Annotated in this window: 18 protein-coding genes; 11 read left to right on the top strand and 7 right to left on the bottom strand. The window is 68.0% G+C overall.

The features are described from left to right. Window positions 1–19 precede the first annotated feature (19 nt). Window positions 20–1,735 carry a cation:proton antiporter gene (locus tag FFI87_RS24155; RefSeq protein WP_138848756.1) on the top strand — a complete coding sequence of 572 codons (1,716 nt, stop codon included), beginning with the start codon at window positions 20–22 and terminating at the stop codon, window positions 1,733–1,735. 206 nt (window positions 1,736–1,941) lie between these two features. Here the strand turns inward: FFI87_RS24155 and FFI87_RS24150 are convergent, their stop codons facing one another. Next, complete coding sequence (locus tag FFI87_RS24150) at window positions 1,942–3,834, bottom strand: peptidoglycan D,D-transpeptidase FtsI family protein (protein ID WP_138848757.1); 1,893 nt, start codon at window positions 3,832–3,834, stop codon at window positions 1,942–1,944. Window positions 3,835–4,176: 342 nt separating this feature from the next. Continuing rightward, window positions 4,177–4,524 (bottom strand): DUF3564 family protein, encoded by a 348-nt coding sequence (locus FFI87_RS24145; RefSeq protein ID WP_138848758.1) that lies wholly within the window; start codon window positions 4,522–4,524, stop codon window positions 4,177–4,179. Between the two features lie 640 nt (window positions 4,525–5,164). Between FFI87_RS24145 and FFI87_RS24140 the strand changes: the two genes are divergently transcribed. Then, window positions 5,165–6,379 carry an SDR family oxidoreductase gene (locus FFI87_RS24140; RefSeq protein WP_138848759.1) on the top strand — a complete coding sequence of 405 codons (1,215 nt, stop codon included), beginning with the start codon at window positions 5,165–5,167 and terminating at the stop codon, window positions 6,377–6,379. A 69-nt stretch (window positions 6,380–6,448) separates the two neighbouring features. Here the strand turns inward: FFI87_RS24140 and hpaR are convergent, their stop codons facing one another. Next, window positions 6,449–6,889 carry a homoprotocatechuate degradation operon regulator HpaR gene (gene hpaR, locus FFI87_RS24135; protein WP_006754041.1) on the bottom strand — a complete coding sequence of 147 codons (441 nt, stop codon included), beginning with the start codon at window positions 6,887–6,889 and terminating at the stop codon, window positions 6,449–6,451. A gap of 152 nt (window positions 6,890–7,041) precedes the next feature. Here hpaR and FFI87_RS24130 point away from each other — a divergent pair, with 152 nt between their 5' ends. The 7 genes from FFI87_RS24130 to hpaI are packed head-to-tail and all read left to right on the top strand — an operon-like array spanning window position 7,042 to window position 12,937. Further along, window positions 7,042–7,731, top strand: a complete 690-nt coding sequence (locus FFI87_RS24130; RefSeq protein ID WP_138848760.1) for a fumarylacetoacetate hydrolase family protein — start codon at window positions 7,042–7,044, stop codon at window positions 7,729–7,731. Continuing rightward, a complete protein-coding gene (locus FFI87_RS24125; protein WP_138848761.1) occupies window positions 7,728–8,492 on the top strand; it encodes a fumarylacetoacetate hydrolase family protein in 765 nt (254 codons plus the stop codon). The genes FFI87_RS24130 and FFI87_RS24125 overlap by 4 nt, the downstream gene beginning before the upstream one ends. A gap of 22 nt (window positions 8,493–8,514) precedes the next feature. Then, on the top strand, window positions 8,515–9,978 hold the full coding sequence (hpaE, locus tag FFI87_RS24120; protein ID WP_138848762.1) for a 5-carboxymethyl-2-hydroxymuconate semialdehyde dehydrogenase: 1,464 nt from the start codon (window positions 8,515–8,517) through the stop codon (window positions 9,976–9,978). Between the two features lie 49 nt (window positions 9,979–10,027). Next, window positions 10,028–10,876 (top strand): 3,4-dihydroxyphenylacetate 2,3-dioxygenase, encoded by an 849-nt coding sequence (hpaD, locus tag FFI87_RS24115; protein ID WP_138848763.1) that lies wholly within the window; start codon window positions 10,028–10,030, stop codon window positions 10,874–10,876. Window positions 10,877–10,905: 29 nt separating this feature from the next. Beyond that, window positions 10,906–11,298, top strand: a complete 393-nt coding sequence (locus FFI87_RS24110; protein WP_138848764.1) for a 5-carboxymethyl-2-hydroxymuconate Delta-isomerase — start codon at window positions 10,906–10,908, stop codon at window positions 11,296–11,298. A gap of 19 nt (window positions 11,299–11,317) precedes the next feature. Beyond that, on the top strand, window positions 11,318–12,121 hold the full coding sequence (gene hpaH / locus FFI87_RS24105; protein ID WP_138848765.1) for a 2-oxo-hept-4-ene-1,7-dioate hydratase: 804 nt from the start codon (window positions 11,318–11,320) through the stop codon (window positions 12,119–12,121). 12 nt (window positions 12,122–12,133) lie between these two features. Beyond that, the gene (hpaI, locus tag FFI87_RS24100) at window positions 12,134–12,937 is read left to right on the top strand and encodes a 4-hydroxy-2-oxoheptanedioate aldolase (RefSeq protein ID WP_138848766.1); all 804 of its coding nucleotides are present in this window, start codon (window positions 12,134–12,136) and stop codon (window positions 12,935–12,937) included. 162 nt (window positions 12,938–13,099) lie between these two features. On the opposite strand, the gene FFI87_RS24095 is transcribed toward hpaI, so the two are convergent. Next, on the bottom strand, window positions 13,100–13,888 hold the full coding sequence (locus FFI87_RS24095; protein WP_012365937.1) for an AraC family transcriptional regulator: 789 nt from the start codon (window positions 13,886–13,888) through the stop codon (window positions 13,100–13,102). Between the two features lie 94 nt (window positions 13,889–13,982). Here FFI87_RS24095 and FFI87_RS24090 point away from each other — a divergent pair, with 94 nt between their 5' ends. After that, window positions 13,983–14,234: a hypothetical protein gene (locus FFI87_RS24090; RefSeq protein ID WP_138848767.1), complete on the top strand. Its 252-nt coding sequence runs from the start codon at window positions 13,983–13,985 to the stop codon at window positions 14,232–14,234. Between the two features lie 46 nt (window positions 14,235–14,280). Continuing rightward, window positions 14,281–15,246, top strand: a complete 966-nt coding sequence (locus FFI87_RS24085) for a zinc-binding alcohol dehydrogenase family protein (protein ID WP_138848768.1) — start codon at window positions 14,281–14,283, stop codon at window positions 15,244–15,246. 61 nt (window positions 15,247–15,307) lie between these two features. On the opposite strand, the gene FFI87_RS24080 is transcribed toward FFI87_RS24085, so the two are convergent. The 3 genes from FFI87_RS24080 to FFI87_RS24070 form a co-directional block, all read right to left on the bottom strand. After that, window positions 15,308–16,399, bottom strand: a complete 1,092-nt coding sequence (locus FFI87_RS24080; protein ID WP_138848769.1) for a porin — start codon at window positions 16,397–16,399, stop codon at window positions 15,308–15,310. 180 nt (window positions 16,400–16,579) lie between these two features. Continuing rightward, entirely contained in the window at window positions 16,580–17,647 is a 1,068-nt protein-coding gene (locus FFI87_RS24075; RefSeq protein ID WP_011658682.1) for an ABC transporter ATP-binding protein, read from the bottom strand. Beyond that, window positions 17,640–19,412 carry an ABC transporter permease gene (locus tag FFI87_RS24070; protein WP_138848770.1) on the bottom strand — a complete coding sequence of 591 codons (1,773 nt, stop codon included), beginning with the start codon at window positions 19,410–19,412 and terminating at the stop codon, window positions 17,640–17,642. Before FFI87_RS24070 ends, FFI87_RS24075 begins: the two co-directional genes overlap by 8 nt. Window positions 19,413–19,454 lie beyond the last annotated feature (42 nt).

The raw sequence follows: 19,454 nt of genomic DNA, 5'->3' as shown, positions 1-19,454 counted from the left end.
CAAGAGCCTGGGAGGGGGGATGCCTCATGACGTCAGCCTGATTGCGTTGCTCGCGGCCGGTTTCGGTCTCGCGATGATCTTCGGTTACCTCGCGTCGCTGCTGAAAATGCCGCCGCTCGTCGGTTACCTGCTCGCCGGTATCGTGATCGGCCCCGGCACGCCCGGTTTCGTCGGCGACCTGTCGCTCGCGCAGCAGCTTGCCGAAGTCGGCGTGATGCTGCTGATGTTCGGCGTCGGCCTGCATTTCTCGCTCGGCGATCTGCTCGCGGTGCGCAAGATCGCGCTGCCTGGGGCAGTCGTCCAGATTACCGTCGCGACGCTGCTCGGCGGCGGGCTTGCGCTCACGTGGGGCTGGAGCGTCGGCGCGGCGCTCGTGTTCGGGCTCGCGCTGTCGGTCGCGAGCACGGTCGTGCTGTTGCGCGCGCTGGAAGGGCGCGGGCTCGTCGAAACGGTCAACGGGCGCATCGCGGTCGGCTGGCTCGTCGTCGAGGATCTCGTGATGGTGCTCGTGCTCGTGCTGCTGCCGCCCGTCGCGGGGCTGCTCGGCGGCACGCCGCCCGGCGACGCGCACACGGCCGGCGGCAGCGTGTGGGGCACGCTCGGCGTCACGATGCTGAAGGTCGCCGCGTTCATCGTGCTGATGCTCGTGGTGGGCAAGCGCGTGTTCCCGCGCATCCTGTGGCTCGTCGCGCGCACCGGTTCGCGCGAGCTGTTCACGCTGTGCATGATCGCGGCAGCGGTCGGCATCGCGTTCGGCGCGGCGAAGCTGTTCGACGTGTCGTTCGCGCTCGGCGCGTTTTTCGCCGGGATGATGATGCGCGAGTCGGAGTTCAGCCGGCGCGCGGCCGACGAGACGCTGCCGCTGCGCGACGCGTTCTCGGTGCTGTTCTTCATTTCGGTCGGGATGCTGTTCGACCCGAAGGTGCTGGTCACGGAGCCGCTGCACGTGATCGAGGTCGCGGCGATCGTGCTGATCGGCAAGACGCTCGCGGCGGTCGCGCTCGTGATTGCGTTCCGTTATCCGCTGAACACCGCGCTGACGGTCGGCGCGGGCCTCGCGCAGATCGGCGAGTTCTCGTTCATCCTCGCGGGTCTCGGCCGGGCGCTCGGTTTGCTGTCGGCCGAAGGGCAGAACCTGATTCTCGCGGTCGCGCTTATCTCGATCGCGATGAACACGCTGCTGTTCGCGATGATCGATCCGGCGCTCGCCTGGATTCGCAAGCATTCGGCGTTCGCGCGCAAGCTCGAGGCGCGCGACGATCCGCTCGCCGCGCTGCCGATGTCGACGCCGCAGACGCACCTGACCGGTCAGGTCGTGATCGTCGGCTACGGCAAGGTCGGCACGCGCATCGCGCATGCGCTGGACGAGCGCGGGATCGCCTATGTCGTCGTCGAGCAGAACCGCGAACTCGTCGAGAAGCTGCGCGCGGACGGCGTCGCGGCCGTGTCCGGCGACGCGATCGAGCCGGTCGTGCTCGTGCAGGCGCATATCGCGCGTGCGGGGATGCTGGTCGTCACGCTGCCGGACGTGTTCGATGTGCGGCAGATCGTCGAAATCTCGCGCACGCTGAACCCGACGCTGGAGGTCGTGCTGTGCACGAACAGCGGCGACGAGGCCGACTTGCTGGCGAGCGAGGGCGTCGGCACCGTGTTCATGGGCGAGAGCGAACTCGCGCGCGGGATGACCGAGCACGTGCTCGGCCGGATGGTGAAGCCGCTGGCGGCCGCGCATTGACGGTTGCGCATGCGCGTATTCGACGGCCTTGTCACACGCCCGGCCGCGTTCGCGCGGGCAGCGGGATCGCGCCGGCTGTCGGGACTACTCCGGCTGTCGGGACTGCGCCGGCCGCCGGCACGGCGGCGAAGCACATGAACGGCGTTCGACGCGGCGAATAGCGGACGCATTCGCCGGTAGCCGCGCCCGGTACCACGCGATGGGTTTCAGCCTGCCGCCTTCACCTGTACGGTCGCGCCGGATTGCGCGGCCGTCTTCACCGGCGTCGCCGCCTTCTGCGCGGCCGCCGTCTTCGGTTGCGCCGCGGCCTTCGGCGCCGCGCCCGGCTTCTGCGGGGCCGCGCCCCTGGCCGGCGCATTCGGCGTCGCCTCGATCGGCGCATCGGGCGGCACGCCGAGCAACTGCAGCGCGCCGCTCGTGATCGACGAGAACACCGGGCCGGCCACCGTGCCGCCGTAATAGCCCTTGCCGCGCGGCTCGTCGATCATCACCGCGACGATCAGGCGCGGGTTGCTCATTGGCGCCATCCCCGCGAACAGTGCGCGGTACTTACCCTTCGCATAGGTCGCGCCGACCTGCTTGCGCGCCGTGCCCGTCTTGCCGCCGATCCGGTAGCCGTCCACGCGCGCGCGGCGCCCCGTGCCGCCTTCGCCGACCGCCGACTCGAGCATCGCACGGATCGCCGCCGCGGTTTGCGGCGACGTCACGCGGTGCCCGCGACGGGCATCCATCGTCAGCGGGTCGGTGCCGCTCTTCAGCAGCGACACCGGGTGCAGTGTGCCGTCGCCCGCATAGGCGGTGTAGGTCTGGGCGATCTGCAGCAGCGACATCGACAGCCCGTAGCCGTACGCCATCGTCGCCTGCTCGATCGGCCGCCAGCGCTTGTAGCCGCGCAGGCGGCCCGACGCGACACCCGGGAACGTCAGCTCCGGCGCGCGACCGATCCCGTATTCCTGGTACTTGTTCCAGATCGTTTCGGCGGACAGGTTCAGCGCCAGCTTGGCGAGCGCGACATTGCTCGACTTCTGCAGCGCCTCCGATACGGTCAGCGAGCCGTGGTTCGACGTGTCGTGGATCACGGCCGGGCCGATCTTGTAGGTGCCCGGCGACGTATTGATGATCGTGTTCGGCGTGACCTTGCGCTCGTCGATCGACAGCGCGACGACGAGCGGCTTGATCGTCGAGCCGGGCTCGAACGTGTCGATCACCGCGCGGTTGCGCAGCTGCTGGCCGGTCAGCCGGAAACGATCGTTCGGATCGAAGGTCGGGTAGTTCGAGAGCGCGAGGATTTCGCCGTTCTGCGCGTCGAGCACGACGACGCTGCCGGCCACCGCGTTGTTCTCGAGCACTGCAGCCTTGAGCTGGCTGAACGCGAGCTGCTGGATGCGCCGGTCGATCGTCAGTTCGATCGTCGCGCCGTGCTGCGCGGGGACGAGCGGACGCGTGTCGGACACGATGCGCCCGAGCCGGTCGCGGATCACCTCGCGCTGCCCGGACGTACCCGACAGCCGCGCATTCGCCGCGAGTTCGACGCCTTCCTGGCCCTTGTCCTCGACGTTGGTGAAACCGACCACGTGCGCGGCCGACTCGCCTTCCGGATAGAAGCGCTTCGAATCGGCGATCTGCGTAATGCCGTCGATCGCGAGCTTGTCGAGCCGGCTCGCGGTATCGGCGTCGACCTGCCGCTTCAGCAGCACGAACGTACGGTCGTTGCGCAGGCGGCGTTTTATTTCCGCGAGCGGCATGTCGAGCAGCTTCGCGAGCTGCGGATAGTCGATTTCGGCGACCTGTTTCGGGTTCGCCCAGATTTCATAGGTCGACAGGCTGACCGCGAGCATCGCGCCGTTGCGATCGACGATGCGACCGCGCATCGCGTCGAGCTCGATCGTGCGCTGGTAGCGCTTCTGGCCTTGCCCGACATAGAAATCCTGGTTCGCGACCTGCACCCAGAACGCGCGTCCGATCAGCGCGGCGAATCCGAGGGACACCATGATCACGACCAGTTTCGAGCGCCACATCGGCAGGCGCGACGCGAGCATCGGATGCTTGGTCGCGGCGGCGTACGGATCGGCGGGGTGGGTCTTCTTTTTCACGCTCATGCAAGGGCCGGGTCGGGCCGCCGGACGGCGGCAAGTCAGTCTGAATAATGCGATTGTAATAAATGAGTAAACATTGTGTGGGGAAAGTATGTTTCGGCCCCGTAAAAGAGGCGCGGCGGGAGCCGGGGGAGGACGGGGAGGCGAAGGAAAGCTGGGAGGGCAGCGCGGCGCGCCCGGGGAAAAATCGGCGGCGCTCGTTTCGATTATCCGACCCCGATTAATTTCGAGACGATAAAATAAAAATCGCCTCGAAGCGAGGCGACTTTATTTCTGAATATCGAAATGAATATCGCGGAAACCGGAATAAACCCCAAAACCGCAGAGGAATGCCGTCGGAAATACCTAGCGCGCGACGGAAGTAAATTCGTGGTTTTCCGAATCCACCCTGGAGCGATCGACTGCCTGCAGGCGCCACGCGCCTTCGGGATGCTCCCCGGCGAGCACCGCGGGCCCGTGCTCGCGCTGCGTCGCACTGGAGGAAAGGCCCTTCAACTGGCACACGGCCTTCCCGCCGTCGGCCGGGCAGAGGGCCATGGCACCCTCTACGTCCCGAACCTTGCCCCAGGTCGGAAGATCGATGCCCTGGTGTGCCTCGCGCGACCACAGCCCCTCGTCGGTATCGACCCACAGCACTGCGAACGCGTGGCGGGTTGCCGATTCGCTGCCATTAATGCGAATAGTGAGGCGCATTGGATCGTCTCCTGAAGAAAAAGACACGTTTGACCGTTTGGGTTTGACCAGTCTAGATAGACTGTGGTGAAACGCAAGTGATAATCCTCAATAAATCCCGATTAATTTTATTGGCGTTTCCAGATGGAACGACGTCTGACGATTCGTCGGGATCCGCCTCCGTGTGCACACGGAGGCGGCAGCGCGAACCGCGCGCCGTGACCGGACGGTGGCGTATCGCGGACATGCGATGACTCGGGGGAAGTCCCGGTCGAAGCCGCGCGCTGAAGCGAGGGCCGACAAGCGGCCCTGGCCAACTGGCCGCGCACGGGCCGCCAGTGCCGACCGAGCGGACGTTCGAACGATCCGACGGCCAGCCGGCACGACACACTCCGACATTCGCGTACAAATCCGCACACTTTCACAAAACTTTCGGGACAGACTTGCGGGCGATCGGGCCCCACACTGCGAGTTTCCCGATCCTGCGCCGTGGACGCCCGTCCGTGGTGAGCTGCCGAGACGCGATCGACCCGATCGCGGGCCGCAGCGCGATCGGGACTGCCGGGGCGAGCGTCGGCCCCCGGCCCGGCCGAGCGCCGCGCGTGACCTCGCCATCCGGGGGCAGCCGCGCTGTCCGGCCGATTCTTCGAAGGAGACTATCGTGCTGATCTGGAAAACCGCGTTGTCGCTCAACTGGCGCACGAGCCTCGTGTCGCCGGCCAGCGCACCGGTCGCGGCGGCCAACGTCGAACACCTGGTGCTCACCGGCGCCACCGGCTTCATCGGCAGCACCGTGCTCACGGCGCTCGTCAACGCAGGATTGCTCGAACGGATCGTGTGCGTCGTGCGCGCCGAGAATCGCGGCCATGCGGTCGCGCGTCTGCGCGAGGCGGCGCTGCGCGCGGGGCTCGCGCCGTACTGGGCGTCGCGTCTGGGTGACGCGAACGTGGTCGTCGGCGCGCTCGGCGATGTCTGGCAGGGCGCCGACGCGCCGCGTCTCGCCGGCGCGACGCACGTGATCCACTGCGCGGGCCACGCGTCGCCGGCCGACGGCGCGCACCTGCAGGCGGACATCGCCGACTCGCTGGGCTTCGCCGCTCGCTTCGCGCACACGCCGCGGCTGCAGCGCTTCGTATATGTCGGCACCGCGTATGCGCATGCGGGCCGCGGCGGCATCGTGCATGAGGAGGACGCGACGGGCCTGGCGGCGAGTGGCACGGTGCAGGCCGGCGACGGGCTGCCCGGCGCGGTGCTCGCGGCGGACTACCTGCACGCGAAGGCGCAAACGGAACAACGCCTGCGCGAACTGGGACTGCCGCTCGTCGTCGTGCGTCCGTCGCACGTCGTCGGTCACACGGTGCTCGGCACGCGTCCCGCACCGAATTCGTTCTGGATGTTCCGCGTCGCGCACGCGGCGCGCCGCTTCACCGCGCGGCCGATGACGCGCATCGACATCGTGGCGGTCGACGACGTCGCGCGTGCGACGATGCTGCTGGCCGTCAAGCCGACACTCGCGCACGACGTGTATCACGTGTCGGCCGGCGACGACGCGCCGCAGGTCGCGCAGATCGTGCGCGCAATGGACGAGGCGGCGGGCATGACGGGCGCGCCGCGCTACGCGGCTTGCGCGCCGGCCGAACTGCCGCTCGTGGTGCGTGACGTGCTCGGGCGGTCCGATCCGGCGCTCGAGCGCGTGATCGGCCGGGCGTTGCAGCGTTGCGCGGAATTCGCGACGGTCGACCGCGTATTCGACAACCGCCGCGTGCGCGACGAAATCGATTTCGAACCGCTGCCGTTCATCGATTACGTGGAGGAATGCATGCGCACGTCGCGCGGCGTCGCGGTGACCGAGCTGATGCGCGGCGCGCTGCACTGAGCGCCCGCGCGATCCGGGGCGAGTCGGTTCAGGTTCGCCGCGGCTCGCGGCGGCCCGATGCGGCAGGCGCTACGACGCGTTGCCGAGCTCGATCAGCCGGTCGAGCGCACGGTAGACGTCGTCGAGGCCGTCCTGGCCGAAACGCGCTTCGAGCTGACGGTACTGCTCATCGATGCGCGGACCGATTTCGGTGACCAGTTTCCTGCTTTGCGGCGTCAGGCTCACCAGCAGCCGGCGCTGATCCTCCTGCGCGCGTGTGCGCGTAATCAGGCCGTCGCGTTCCATCCGTTCCAGCACACCCGTCAGACTCGGGCTCAGGATGCAGCAGCGGCGGGCGATCTGTCCCGCTTCGAGCGCATGCGCCGGCTCGCCGTCGAGCACGCGGATGATCCGCCATTGCTGTTCGGTCAGCGCGAATTCCTTGAGAATGGGGCGGAACAGGCCCATCAGCGTTTCGCGGGCCTCGAGCAGCAGCATGGCCAGGTTGCGATGGTCGAGCGTACGGTTCATCGGGGTGGGGAATGGACGGGGACGCATCAATCTTAACAGCCGATGGTGACGAATTTCGTGAATCAGGGTAATCGAGGTTGTCAGCGCGCCATTGTTTACTTAAGATGTTAAGTATTGACGATGCGCCGCGACGCGCGGCAGGGGAATGACGCATGGAGCTGTCTTGCAGGACCGCCGCGGCGCCGCCGCTGCCGGTCGCGATCGGTACCGTCTACGGCGCGCTGCTCAACGAGCGCGCGGCATTCGACGCGCTCGGCGACGCCGTGCACGCGCCGCCTTACGGCGGCCCGCCGCAGGCGCCGATCCTGTACATCAAGCCGGCCAACACGCACGCGGTGGACGGCGCGGCCGTCGTGGTGCCGGCCGGCGTCGATGCGCTGGAGATCGGCGCGTCGGTGGCGGTCGTATTCTCGCGGCGCGCGACGCGCGTGCCGGCCGCGCAGGCGCTCGACTACGTGCACGGTTTCACGCTCGCGAGCGACGTGTCGGTGCCGCATCCCGATTACTACCGTCCCGCCGTGCGCTTCAAGTGCCGCGATGGCTTTTGCCCGCTGGGTCCGGCGATCGTGCCGGCGGCGGCGCTTGCCGACGTCGACGCGATCGCCCTGACCGTGCGGATCGACGGCGCCACCGCGGTGTCCGCGTCGACGGCCACGCTGATTCGCCCGGTGCGCGAACTGATCGCCGACGTGACGGCCTTCATGTCGTTCGACGCGGGCGACGTGCTGCTGCTCGGCGTCGCGGGCGGCGCACCGCGCGCCCGCGCGGGCAGCACGATCGAGATTACAGCCGCCGGCATCGGCACGTTGCGGCATACGCTGATCGCGGAGGACGCACGATGAAGACGGCACGCGTGATCTACAACGGCGCACTGCATGCGGCCGAGCCGGCCGGCGACGGCGCGATCCGGCTCGACACGGGGCGCGTGCTCGCCGAGCACGACGTGACGTGGCTGCCGCCTGTCGCGCCGCGCACGACCTTCGCGCTCGGTCTGAACTACGCGGACCACGCGAAGGAACTCGCGTTCAACGCGCCGAGCGAGCCGCTGATCTTCCTGAAGGGGCCGAACACGTTCATCGGCCACCGGTCGCGCACCGTGCGCCCGACGGATGCGACGCACATGCACTACGAGTGCGAGCTGGCCGTCGTGATCGGCCGTCCGGCGCGCAACGTGAGCCGTGCGCGGGCGATCGACCACGTCGCCGGCTACACGGTCGCGAACGACTACGCGATCCGCGACTATCTCGAGAACTACTACCGCCCGAACCTGCGCGTGAAGAACCGCGACACCTGCACGCCGCTCGGGCCGTGGTTTGTCAGCCGCGACGAAATCGGCGACGCGGGCGACCTGATGCTGCGCACGACGGTCAACGGCCGGGAGACGCAGCGCGGCAGCACGCGCGACATGATCTTCGACGTGCCTGCGCTGATCGAGCACATCAGCGGCTTCATGACGCTCTCGCCGGGCGACCTGATCCTGACCGGCACGCCGGAAGGGCTCGCGGACACGGAGCCGGGCGACGAGGTCGTGACGGAAATCGAAGGGATCGGCCGGCTCGTGAACACGATCGTCGGCGAAGCAGACTACTATCGCGCCGGGTGAGCCCGTCGCCCAAGGAGAGCAGATGACCATCAAGCACTGGATCGACGGCCGCGAAGTCGAGAGCCGCGAGACCTTCACGACATTGAATCCCGCGACCGGCGACGTGATCACCGACGTCGCGTCGGCCGGCGAGGCCGAAGTCGACGCGGCCGTGCGCGCGGCGAAGGCAGCGTTCCCCAAGTGGGCGAGCACGCCCGCGAAGGAGCGCGCGAAGCTGATGCGCAAGCTCGGCGACCTGATCGAGAAGAACGTGCCGATGCTCGCCGCGCTCGAGACGCAGGACACCGGCCTGCCGATCGCGCAGACGAGCAAGCAGCTGATTCCGCGCGCGTCCGAGAACTTCAACTTCTTCGCGGAAGTGTGCGTGCAGATGAACGGCCGTACCTATCCGGTCGACGACCAGATGCTGAACTACACGCTGTACCAGCCGGTCGGCGTGTGCGCGCTGGTGTCGCCATGGAACGTGCCGTTCATGACCGCGACATGGAAGACGGCGCCGTGTCTCGCGCTCGGCAACACGGCCGTGCTGAAGATGTCGGAGCTGTCGCCGTTGACGGCCGACCAGCTCGGCCGGCTCGCGCTCGAAGCCGGCATTCCGCCGGGAGTACTGAACGTCGTGCAGGGCTACGGCGCGACCGCCGGCGATGCGCTGGTGCGCCATCCGGACGTGCGTGCGGTGTCGTTTACGGGCGGCACGGTCACCGGCAAGCGGATCATGGAACGCGCGGGCCTGAAGAAGTATTCGATGGAGCTCGGCGGCAAGTCGCCGGTGCTGATCTTCGACGATGCCGATTTCGACCGCGCGCTCGACGCGTCGCTGTTCACGATCTTCTCGATCAACGGCGAGCGTTGTACCGCCGGCTCGCGGATCTTCGTACAGCGAACGATCTACGATCGTTTCGTGCAGGAATTCGCGCGGCGCGCGAACAACCTGGTGGTCGGCGACCCGTCCGATCCGGCTACGCAGCTCGGCGCGATGATCACGCGCCAGCACTGGGAGAAGGTGACCGGCTACATCCGGATCGGCGAGCAGGAGGGCGCGCGCGTGGTCGCGGGCGGCGCGGACAAGCCGGTGGGTCTCGCGAGCCATCTGCGCAACGGCAACTTCGTGCGGCCGACCGTGTTCGCGGACGTGGACAACCGGATGCGCATCGCGCAGGAAGAGATCTTCGGGCCGGTCGCGTGCCTGATCCCGTTCGACGACGAGGACGAAGGGCTGCGGCTCGCGAACGATACCGCCTACGGGCTCGCGTCGTACATCTGGACCCAGGACGTCGGCAAGGTACATCGTCTCGCGCGCGGCATCGAGGCCGGGATGGTATTCGTGAACAGCCAGAACGTGCGCGACCTGCGCCAGCCGTTCGGCGGCGTGAAGGAGTCGGGCACCGGACGCGAGGGCGGCGAGTACAGCTTCGAGGTGTTCGCGGAAATCAAGAACGTGTGCATCTCGATGGGTTCGCATCACATTCCGCGCTGGGGCGTGTAACGCACGCGGGTCGTTGCGCCGCAAGAACGAACGATACGGAGACTCAACGATGGGCAAACTGTCCCTCGCCGCGAAGGTCACGCACGTGCCGTCGATGTACCTGTCGGAACTGCCCGGCAAACATCACGGCTGCCGCGATGCGGCGATCCGCGGTCATCGGCTGATCGGCGAGCGCTGCCGCGCGCTCGGCGTCGACACGATCGTCGTGTCCGACGTGCACTGGCTCGTCAACGCCGGCTACCACGTGAACTGCAATGCGAGGTTCGCCGGCACCTATACCAGCAACGAGCTGCCGCATTTCATCCGCGACATGCAGTACGCGTATCCGGGCAACCCGGCGCTCGGCCGCCTGATCGCCGAGACGGCCAGCGCGCGCGGGATCGCGACACGCGCGCACGAGATCGACAGCCTCGAACTCGAATACGGCACGCTCGTGCCGATGCGCTACATGAACGCCGACCAGCACTTCAAGGTCGTGTCGATCGCCGGCTGGTGCATGTGGCATCAGCTCGACGAGAGCCGCCGCTTCGGCGAGGCGCTGCTCGAAGCGATCGAGAAGAGCGATTCGAACGTCGCGTTCCTCGCGAGCGGCTCGTTGTCGCATCGCTTCAACGACAACGGCAGCCCCGAGGAATCGATCCACCAGATCAGCCGCGAATTCTTCCGGCAGGTCGACCTGCGGGTGGTCGAGCTGTGGAAGCAGGGCGATTTCAAGACCTTCTGCGCGATGCTGCCCGAGTACAACGCGCATTGCCACGGCGAAGGCGGCATGCACGACACGGCGATGCTGCTCGGCCTGCTCGGCTGGGATCGCTACGACAAGCCCGTCGAGATCGTCACCGACTATTTCGCGAGCTCGGGCACCGGGCAGATCAACGCGATCTTCCCGCTCGCCTGAGCGCCGCATCACCTGACCGGAGCGTTGCCATGCCACACATCGTCGTCGAATACACCGCGAACATCCGCGACGACGCGCGCATCCCCACGCTGCTGCGCACGATCAACGCAACGCTGATCGCGCAGGGCGGCGTGTTCCCGACGGGCGGCATCCGCTCGCGCGCGATCGAGCTGCAGGACTACCGCGTCGCCGACGGCACCGGGGACGACGCGTTCGTCCACGTGACGCTGAAGATCGGCTCGGGCCGCAGCGACGAGACCAAGAAGGCCGCGTGCGACGCGCTGTTCGACGCGATCAAGGTGCATTTCTCGGAGCTGTACGCGAAGCGCTATCTGGCGCTGTCGATGGAGCTGACCGAGTTCAGCGAAAGCGGCTCGTACAAGCACAACAACATTCACGCCCGCTACAAGCGGGCCGACTGAACCCATTCCCGATCCGACCATGCTCGAACCCGCCATCATCGACCAGCTCGCCCGGCGTCTGAACGACGCGGAGCGCGAGTGCACGCAGATCCGCCAGATCTCGCTCGACCATCCCGACATCACGATCGACGACGCGTATGCGATCCAGCGCGCGTGGGTGGCCATGAAGCTCGCGGAAGGCCGCACGCTCAAGGGGCACAAGATCGGCCTCACGTCGAAGGCGATGCAGAACACGTCGCAGATCGACGAGCCCGATTACGGCGCGCTACTCGACGACATGTTCTTCGACGACGGCGGCACGATCCCGACCGCGCGCTTCATCGTGCCGCGCGTCGAGGTCGAACTCGCGTTTGTGCTCGGCAAGCGGCTCACTGGCCCGAACTGCACGATCTTCGACGTGTATGACGCGGTCGACTACGTGGTGCCCGCGCTCGAGATCATCGACGCGCGCAGCCAGTCGATCGATCCCGATACGAAGCGGCCGCGCAAGGTGTTCGACACGATCGCCGACAACGCGGCGAACGCGGGCGTCGTGATCGGCGGGCGGCCCGTGCGGCCGCAGGACGTCGACCTGCGCTGGGTCGCGGCGATCATGTCGCGCAACGGCGTGGTCGAGGAAACGGGCGTCGCGGCCGGCGTGCTGAACCATCCGGCCAATGGCGTCGCGTGGCTCGCCAATCGGCTGTCGCGATTCGACGTCGCGCTGGAACCGGGGCAGATCGTGCTCGGCGGCTCGTTCACGCGGCCGTGCGCGGCGCGCCAGGGCGACACGTTCAGCGTCGACTACGGCCCGCTCGGAACGATCCAGTGCTACTTCGAGTAAGGTGAGCGAGCGATGCAGATTCCGTCCAATGTCTTCAAGGCCGCGCTCGCGCGCGGCGACGCGCAGCTCGGGCTGTGGCTCGGCCTCGCGAATCCGTACAGCGCGGAAGTCGTCGCGGGCGCCGGTTTCGACTGGCTGCTGATCGACGGCGAACATGCGCCGAACACGGTGCCGACGATCCTCGCGCAGTTGCAGGCGATCGCGCCGTATCCGTCGCATCCGGTCGTGCGCGTGCCGTGGAACGATCCGGTGATCGTCAAGCAGGTGCTCGATCTCGGCGCGCAGACGCTGCTCGTGCCGATGGTGCAGAGCGCGGACGAAGCGCGCGCGGCGGTGGCCGCGACGCGTTATCCGCCGCACGGGATTCGCGGGGTCGGCAGTGCGCTCGCGCGCGCGTCGCGGTGGAATCGCGTCGGCGATTACCTGCACCGCGCGAACGACGAGATGGCCGTGCTCGTGCAGGTCGAGACGCGCGCGGGGCTCGATGCGATCGATGCGATTGCACGGGTCGAAGGCGTGGACGGCGTGTTCATCGGGCCGGCCGACCTGGCGGCCGATCTCGGGCATCTCGGCAATCCGGGGCACCCGGACGTGCAGGCCGCGATCGACGGCGCGATCCGCACGATCAAGGCGGCCGGCAACGCGCCGGGCATTCTGAGCGCGGATGAGGCGGCGGCGCGGCGGTATCTGGAAGCGGGGGCGCTGTTCGTCGCGGTCGGTGTGGATACGACGCTGCTGGCGAGAAGTGCGCAGGCGCTGGCGGCGCGGTTCAAGGAGAAGGGCGAGGCCGGGAAGGCGGGCGACGGGACGTATTGACGGAGCAGCGGCGAGCTGACCGCCGCGATGCTAGACGCCGCGCGTTACTTGCAGTGAGCGCGGCGCGCGCCGCCTCGCACGAGAGCGGCAGGTCGTCGCATGACGGATCCCCGCCTGTCAGCCATGTCGCACACGGTGCGCTTCATTCGAGCATAGGGTCTGTTAACCCGCTCGCCGTCCCGCTTCCATGTACTTTCCCGGCGTCGTCCCCATCGCCCGCCGGAACATGTCGATGAACGCGCTCACGTTGTCGTAGCCGAGATCGAGCGCGATCGTCGTGACCGGCACGCCGTCGGCGATTTTCTCCAGCGCCCGCAGCAGCCTTGCCTGCTGACGCCATTGCGCGAACGTCAGCCCCGTCTCGGCGACGAAGCGCCGGCTCATCGTCCGCGCGCCAATGCCGGCCCAGTCGGCCCATTCCTCCAGCCGCCGGTTGTCCGCGAGATCCATGGCAAGCGCATCGGTGATCTTCATCAGCCGCGGGTCCTGCGGGCGGACCAGTCCCAGCGCTTCGGCCTTCGACGACACGATTTCATCGAGGATCACGTCGGCGATCCGCGCTTGCGCGGCATCCAGTTCCGAATCGCCCCAGCTGGCCGCGCGCTGCACGGCTTCGCGCAGCAACGGCGTCGTGCGGATCGCGCGCGGCGTGTCGGGCAATGCCGCGCAGCGCGCTTCGGCAACGAACGCCGACCAGCCGGAAATGGGCCCGAACGAGTGCAGAGAATGCCGGCAATACGGCGGAATCCAGATTGCGTGGATCGCGGGCACGACCCACTCCTGATCGTCGAGGCCGATCGTCACCAGCCCGCTCTGCGCACCGACCAGCTGGCCGCGCGCATGCGTGTGCGGCGGGGTCACGCGCGGGTCGCGCTGCGTCAGCACGGCGGCGACGACGAACGGGCCGTCGTCGGACGTGACGAGGTGGGCAGGCAGCAACGGATCGGACATGGCGGGATTTCGGTATCGAATGGCTTTTATACCGGAGATCGGCCCGTGTTGCACGCCTACACTGCCTCCATCGACCACCACTGGAGACTGCACGATGCGAGCCGAACACCTTCTCCCCGACCATGCCGACCGAATCGAGGCTGGCGGAACGACGATCCGCAAGGGCACCGTCGGCGCGTTTCTGGCGAACGCGCGTGTGCTGACCGATCCGCACGCGGCGCCCGCCGACCGCTCGCGCGCGGAAGCCGACACGATCGACGCGTTGCCCGCGCTGCGCGCGCTCGGCCTGTTCGACGTGCTGGAAGTGCGCGATCCCGCGCTGCGTGCTTGGCTCGCCGCGCAATGATGCCCGCTCGACCCGTCGATCGATCACGCCGTTTCAAGGAGACAACATGAAAGCAGCAGTCGTGAAGGGCGCGGGCGAAATCCCCCTCTATATGGAATTCGAAGCGCCGCACGCGAGGCCGGGCCACCGTCTGGTCGACATGACGGCGTCCGCGTTGAGCCGGCTCGCGCAGGGGCGCGCGTCGGGCACGCATTATTCGTCGGGAAGCGGCTATCCGTTCGTCGTCGGCGTCGACGGCGTGGGCCGGCTCGACGACGGCCAGCGCGTCTATATTTTCGGCGCCCCCGCGCCGTTCGGCACGATGGCCGAGCGCACGATCGTGCCCGACGCCCAGTGCGTACCGCTGCCGGACGGGCTCGACGACATCACGGCCGCGGCGATCGCGATTCCCGGGATGTCGTCGTGGGCGGCGCTGATCGAACGCGCGCGCTTCGCGGCGGGCGAGACGGTGCTCGTCAACGGTGCGACCGGAACGTCGGGCCGGCTCGCGGTGCGGATCGCCAGGCATCTCGGCGCGGCGAAAGTGATTGCGACGGGCCGCAACGCGGTTGCGCTGGAGGCATTGCTGAGTGTCGGCGCGGACGCCGTCGTGTCGCTGCAGCAGGACGATGCGGATCTGGCGCGTGCGCTCGAACCGCATTTCCGCGCCGGAGTGGACGTCGTGCTCGACTATCTGTGGGGCACCAGTGCGCACGCGTTGCTGATCGCGGCGGCGCGGTCGGCGCCCGATGGCCGGCGGTTGCGCTTCGTGCAGATCGGCTCGATCGGCGGTGCGGAAGTGCTGTTGCCGGGGGCCGTGCTGCGGGCGACGGCGATCGAACTGATGGGCAGCGGCCTCGGCAGCGTGTCGCCGGCGGGGTTGCTGGCCGCCGTGCGCGGCGTGTTCGCCGCGGCCGGGCCGGCACGGTTGACGATCGACACGCGGGCGGTGCCGCTGTCGGCGGTCGGCGAACACTGGAACGATACGAACAGTCTCGTGCGCCCGGTGTTCACGATGCGCGACGGTGCGTGATCGGCATCGCCTCGCATCGCAGGGCGGAGGCGGGCGGCGATGCCTGCCTCCGCCCGCGCCGTCAGAACCGCTGCTGAATGCCCGCCGTCACACCCACCTGCGTGGTGCCATACCCATTGAAATCGCGCGACACGCCGACCTTCTGCCCATGCTGCGCGATCGCGAACGCGCCGGCCGCATACAGCACCGTGCGCTTCGACAACGCGTATTGCGCGCGCAGCGACACCAGCGTCGGATCGGCATCGCTGCCGCCCTTGATGTTCTGGTGATAGACGGCCGCGACCAGCGAGAACGTCGGCGTGAACTGGTACGACCCGCCGACCCAATACATGTCGCTCAGCTGGTTCGCGGCGCTCGTGTGATACGTACGCCGATAGTTGCGATAGCCGGCCATCGTCTTCAGGTCGCCGAAGTCGTAGCTCAGGCCCGCGTGGATGCCCTGGATATAGTTGACGGTATCGGCCGGCGTGACGCTGTCGGCCGCGCCGTTCTGCCGGTCGAACGTGACCACCGCCGCGAACGGGCCGGCCTCGTAGCCGAGCGCGAAGTCGTACTTCGAGCTGGTCTTCACGCTGCCCGGCACGTTGCCGAAGCCGTACAGCGCGCCGAACTTGAAGCCGCCGAATTCGCCGTCGTAGCGCACGGCGTTCGACGAACGCGTGAACAGGCCGTCCTTGCGGCCGCCGGTCGCCATCGACGACGTCGCCCACGAGTAGTTCTGCGCGTAGCCCATCGGGTCGAACGGCAGCATGTAGTCGTAGGTGACGGTGAAGTTGCGGCCGAGCGAGACTTCGCCCCACTTGCCTTTCAGGCCGACCGTCGCGCGGCGCGCGAAGATCGAGTCGGGGCCGTCGTCGGACGCGCCGTTCGCGAGATCGATTCCGCTTTCGAGGCGGAACACGGCCTTCAGCCCGCCGCCGAGATCCTCGATGCCGCGCAAGCCCCAGCGCGACGTGTTCTTGTTGCCGGATTTCAGCTTGAACGAATTGCCGCCGTCCGGTGCCGCATGGTTCGCGTATTCGATGCCGGCATCCATGATCCCGTACATCGTGACCGACGACTGCGCGTGCGCGGCGCCTGCCGCGAGGCCGGCGACGGCAGCCGAGCCGGTAACGATAGCAGTGCGAATCGAACGTTCTGCGCGTGACTTCATTGACGGTGTCTCCTTGGTTGTTGTGGGTTGGGTGAAACGGAATGGGGTGAAACGGATTCGCAGGGATACGCAGCACGCGACACGCCACGGCGGACGCCGCCAAGCGTCCGCCGATCCTGGGTCGAAACGGGATGCGCGCTGGAATGCTGGCGCGGCGGCGCGCGGGCCGCCGCGCGCGGGTCAGCCCGCTTTCGCGAACGCCCAGCAGTCGTTGGCCGGGAATTCGATCCAGTGCGTGCCGGCCGCGCGCGGCACGTGGCCGAACGCGCGCAGGCGCATCTCGCCGCAATGGAACAGGTATTCCCAGCGGTCGCCGAGATACATCGACGTGACGAGGTCGGCCTGCAGCCGGTTCGCGCCCGGGCCGTCGGCGACCTGCACGCGTTCGAGGCGGATCACGGCCTGGGCGTCCTGGCCCGGCGTGAACGTGTCGCGGGCGAGCGCCTGCAGCTCCCAGCCGTCGCCGGCGAGCGTCACGCGTTCGCCGTCGACGGCCGCGACGCGCGCGTCGATGCGGTTGTTGCTGCCCATGAATTCGGCCGTGTACAGCGAACGCGGCGCGCCGTACAGCTCGGCCGGCGTGCCTTCCTGCTCGATGCGGCCGTTGCGCAGCAGCAGGATCCGGTCGGACATCGCCATCGCTTCGGTCTGGTCGTGCGTCACGCAGAGCGCCGACAGCCCGAGCGACACGATCAGCTCGCGCAGCCATGCGCGTGCTTCCTCGCGCAGCTTCGCGTCGAGGTTCGACAGCGGCTCGTCGAGCAGGATCACCGGCGGGTTATAGACGAGCGCGCGCGCAATCGCGACGCGCTGCTGCTGGCCGCCCGACAACTGGTGCGGAAAGCGTTCGGCGAGATGGCCGAGGCCGAGCTGGTCGAGCGCGGCCTGCACGCGGCGCTTCTGTTCGGCCGGCGCCACGCGGCGCAGCTTGAGCCCGTAGCCGACGTTGTCGGCGACCGTGCGGTGCGGCCACAGCGCGTACGACTGGAACACGAGGCCGAGCGAACGCTGTTCGACGGGCAGGTCGACGCGCCGCGCGCCGTCGAAGAACACGCGGTCGTCGAGCTGGATGCGCCCGTCGGACGGCTGTTCGAGGCCGGCCACCGCACGCAGCAGCGTGGTCTTGCCGCTGCCCGATGCGCCGAGCAGGCACACGACTTCGCCGGCGTTCAGTTCGAACGACACGCCCTTGAGGATCGGGTTGGCGCCGTAGCTGAGATGCAGGTCGTCGACGATGAGCTTATCCATGAAGTTTCACTCCGAAGCGCAGGGCCACGCCGAGACCGGCGCCGACCATCGCGATGTTGATGACAGACAGCGCGGCGACCTGGTCGACGGCGCCGGTCGCCCACAGCGACACGAGCAGCGCGCCGATCACTTCGGTGCCGGGCGACAGCAGATAGACGGCGGTCGAGTATTCGCGCTCGAAGATCATGAAGATCAGGAGCCACGCGGCGAGCAGGCCGAAGCGCACGAGCGGCAGCGTCACGTCGAGCGACACGCGGCTGCGTGTGGCGCCGACGCTGCGGCCGGCTTCCTCGAGCTCCGGGCCGACTTGCAGCAGCGCGCTCTGGATGAGCCGCATCCCGTACGCGAGCCACACGACCGTGTATGCGATCCAGATGCTCCACATCGAGTTCTTCAGCTCGCGCAGGCCCGGGACGAACAGGAAGATCCACAGGAACGCGAGACCGGCGAGCAGGCCCGGCACCGCGCGCGGCAGCAGCACGAGGTAGTCGAGCAGTTTCGTCGCCCAGTCGTTGCGGCGATGGCCGGCGAACGCGACGAGCGAGTAGAAGCCGATCGCGAGCGCGCCGCCGATCACGCCGATGCCGAGCGTGTTGAGCATGGCGCGCACGAGGTTGTCCTGTTCGAACAGCTCGATGAAGTTCGCCAGCGTCAGCACTTCGGCGAGCGCGACGCCTTCGCCCCAGTTGGTCACGAACGCGCGCAGCACGATGCCCGAGATCGGCACGATCACGGTCAGCATCAGCCACAGCGCGACGATCGCGAGCGCGACCCAGCGCCACACGCCGAGCGGCAGCACCGTCGAGCGGCCGGCCTTGCCCTTCACGGTGACGAAGCGGTTCGCCGTCTTCAGCAGGCGGCGCTGCAGCAGCACGAGCGGGAACGTGATCGCGACGATGCACACCGCGACCGCGGCCATCAGGTGATACGAGGGCACGCCGAGCTTGTTGGTCAGCTTGTACAGGTAGGTCGCGAGCACGAGGTGGCCTTCCGGATCGCCGAGCACCAGCGGCAGCCCGAACACCTCGAAGCCGAGGAAGAACACCAGCACGCCGGCGAACAGCAGCGCGGGCATCGTCATCGGCAGGCTCACGTCGAGCGCGACGCGGAACGGGCGGGCACCCGTCACGCGCGCCGCTTCCTCGACGTCCGAGCCGAGGTTGCGCAGCGCGGCCGACGAGTACAGGTACACGTGCGGCACGTGCGTGAGGCCGACGATCACCGTGATCGCGAAGATCGAATAGATGTTCCAGGGCACGTTCTGTACCCCGAACAGTTCCTTGAACCACACCGAGTAGAAACCGACCGGGCCGGCGGCGACCACGTAGCCGAACGCGAGCACCATCGGCGACACGAACACGGGCGTGAGCAGCAGCGGTTCGAGCCAGCGGCGGCCGGGCAGGTCGGTGCGGACCATCAGGAACGCGAGGATGCCGCCGAGCGGGATCGAGATGAACAGCATGCCGCCGGCGATGATGAACGAGTTCTTCACGGCCAACCAGAAGTCCGGATCGGTGAAGATGAAGCGGAAGCCTTCGACGCCGAGCGTCTTGTTCGCGTCGAAGAACGGCGCGGACAGCAGGCTCTGGAACAGGATGAAGCCGAGCGGCAGCGCGACCGCGATGGTCAGCACCGCGACGACGATCCAGCGCAGCATGCCGGCGAGCGGCTGCAGGCCGCTGGCCCGCAGCGCGGGAATCGCATCGTTCTGGCCGGTGGAGGGCGGAACGGCCGGCGCCGTTCCGCGTGTGCTGGTTGAAAGCATGAGTTCACCCCTGCGGCCATCCGGATGGCCGCCTCTAGGAAG

This window comes from Burkholderia sp. KBS0801 (assembly GCF_005937855.2).
In the GTDB taxonomy this organism is placed as follows: Bacteria; Pseudomonadota; Gammaproteobacteria; order Burkholderiales; family Burkholderiaceae; genus Burkholderia; species Burkholderia ambifaria.
The sequence above is the reverse complement of the archived record's forward strand: the minus strand, read 5'-3'. Positions and strand labels throughout refer to the sequence as shown.

Coding starts and splice junctions, on each gene's coding strand:
- FFI87_RS24130 (WP_138848760.1), top strand. CDS start 7,042: ATGGAGCTGTCTTGCAGGACCGCCGCGGCGCCGCCGCTGCCGGTCGCG.
- hpaI (WP_138848766.1), top strand. CDS start 12,134: ATGCAGATTCCGTCCAATGTCTTCAAGGCCGCGCTCGCGCGCGGCGAC.
- FFI87_RS24110 (WP_138848764.1), top strand. CDS start 10,906: ATGCCACACATCGTCGTCGAATACACCGCGAACATCCGCGACGACGCG.
- hpaH (WP_138848765.1), top strand. CDS start 11,318: ATGCTCGAACCCGCCATCATCGACCAGCTCGCCCGGCGTCTGAACGAC.
- FFI87_RS24155 (WP_138848756.1), top strand. CDS start 20: ATGCCTCATGACGTCAGCCTGATTGCGTTGCTCGCGGCCGGTTTCGGT.
- FFI87_RS24070 (WP_138848770.1), bottom strand. CDS start 19,412: ATGCTTTCAACCAGCACACGCGGAACGGCGCCGGCCGTTCCGCCCTCC.
- FFI87_RS24090 (WP_138848767.1), top strand. CDS start 13,983: ATGCGAGCCGAACACCTTCTCCCCGACCATGCCGACCGAATCGAGGCT.
- FFI87_RS24085 (WP_138848768.1), top strand. CDS start 14,281: ATGAAAGCAGCAGTCGTGAAGGGCGCGGGCGAAATCCCCCTCTATATG.
- FFI87_RS24095 (WP_012365937.1), bottom strand. CDS start 13,888: ATGTCCGATCCGTTGCTGCCTGCCCACCTCGTCACGTCCGACGACGGC.
- hpaR (WP_006754041.1), bottom strand. CDS start 6,889: ATGAACCGTACGCTCGACCATCGCAACCTGGCCATGCTGCTGCTCGAG.
- FFI87_RS24145 (WP_138848758.1), bottom strand. CDS start 4,524: ATGCGCCTCACTATTCGCATTAATGGCAGCGAATCGGCAACCCGCCAC.
- hpaE (WP_138848762.1), top strand. CDS start 8,515: ATGACCATCAAGCACTGGATCGACGGCCGCGAAGTCGAGAGCCGCGAG.
- FFI87_RS24125 (WP_138848761.1), top strand. CDS start 7,728: ATGAAGACGGCACGCGTGATCTACAACGGCGCACTGCATGCGGCCGAG.
- hpaD (WP_138848763.1), top strand. CDS start 10,028: ATGGGCAAACTGTCCCTCGCCGCGAAGGTCACGCACGTGCCGTCGATG.
- FFI87_RS24080 (WP_138848769.1), bottom strand. CDS start 16,399: ATGAAGTCACGCGCAGAACGTTCGATTCGCACTGCTATCGTTACCGGC.
- FFI87_RS24150 (WP_138848757.1), bottom strand. CDS start 3,834: ATGAGCGTGAAAAAGAAGACCCACCCCGCCGATCCGTACGCCGCCGCG.
- FFI87_RS24075 (WP_011658682.1), bottom strand. CDS start 17,647: ATGGATAAGCTCATCGTCGACGACCTGCATCTCAGCTACGGCGCCAAC.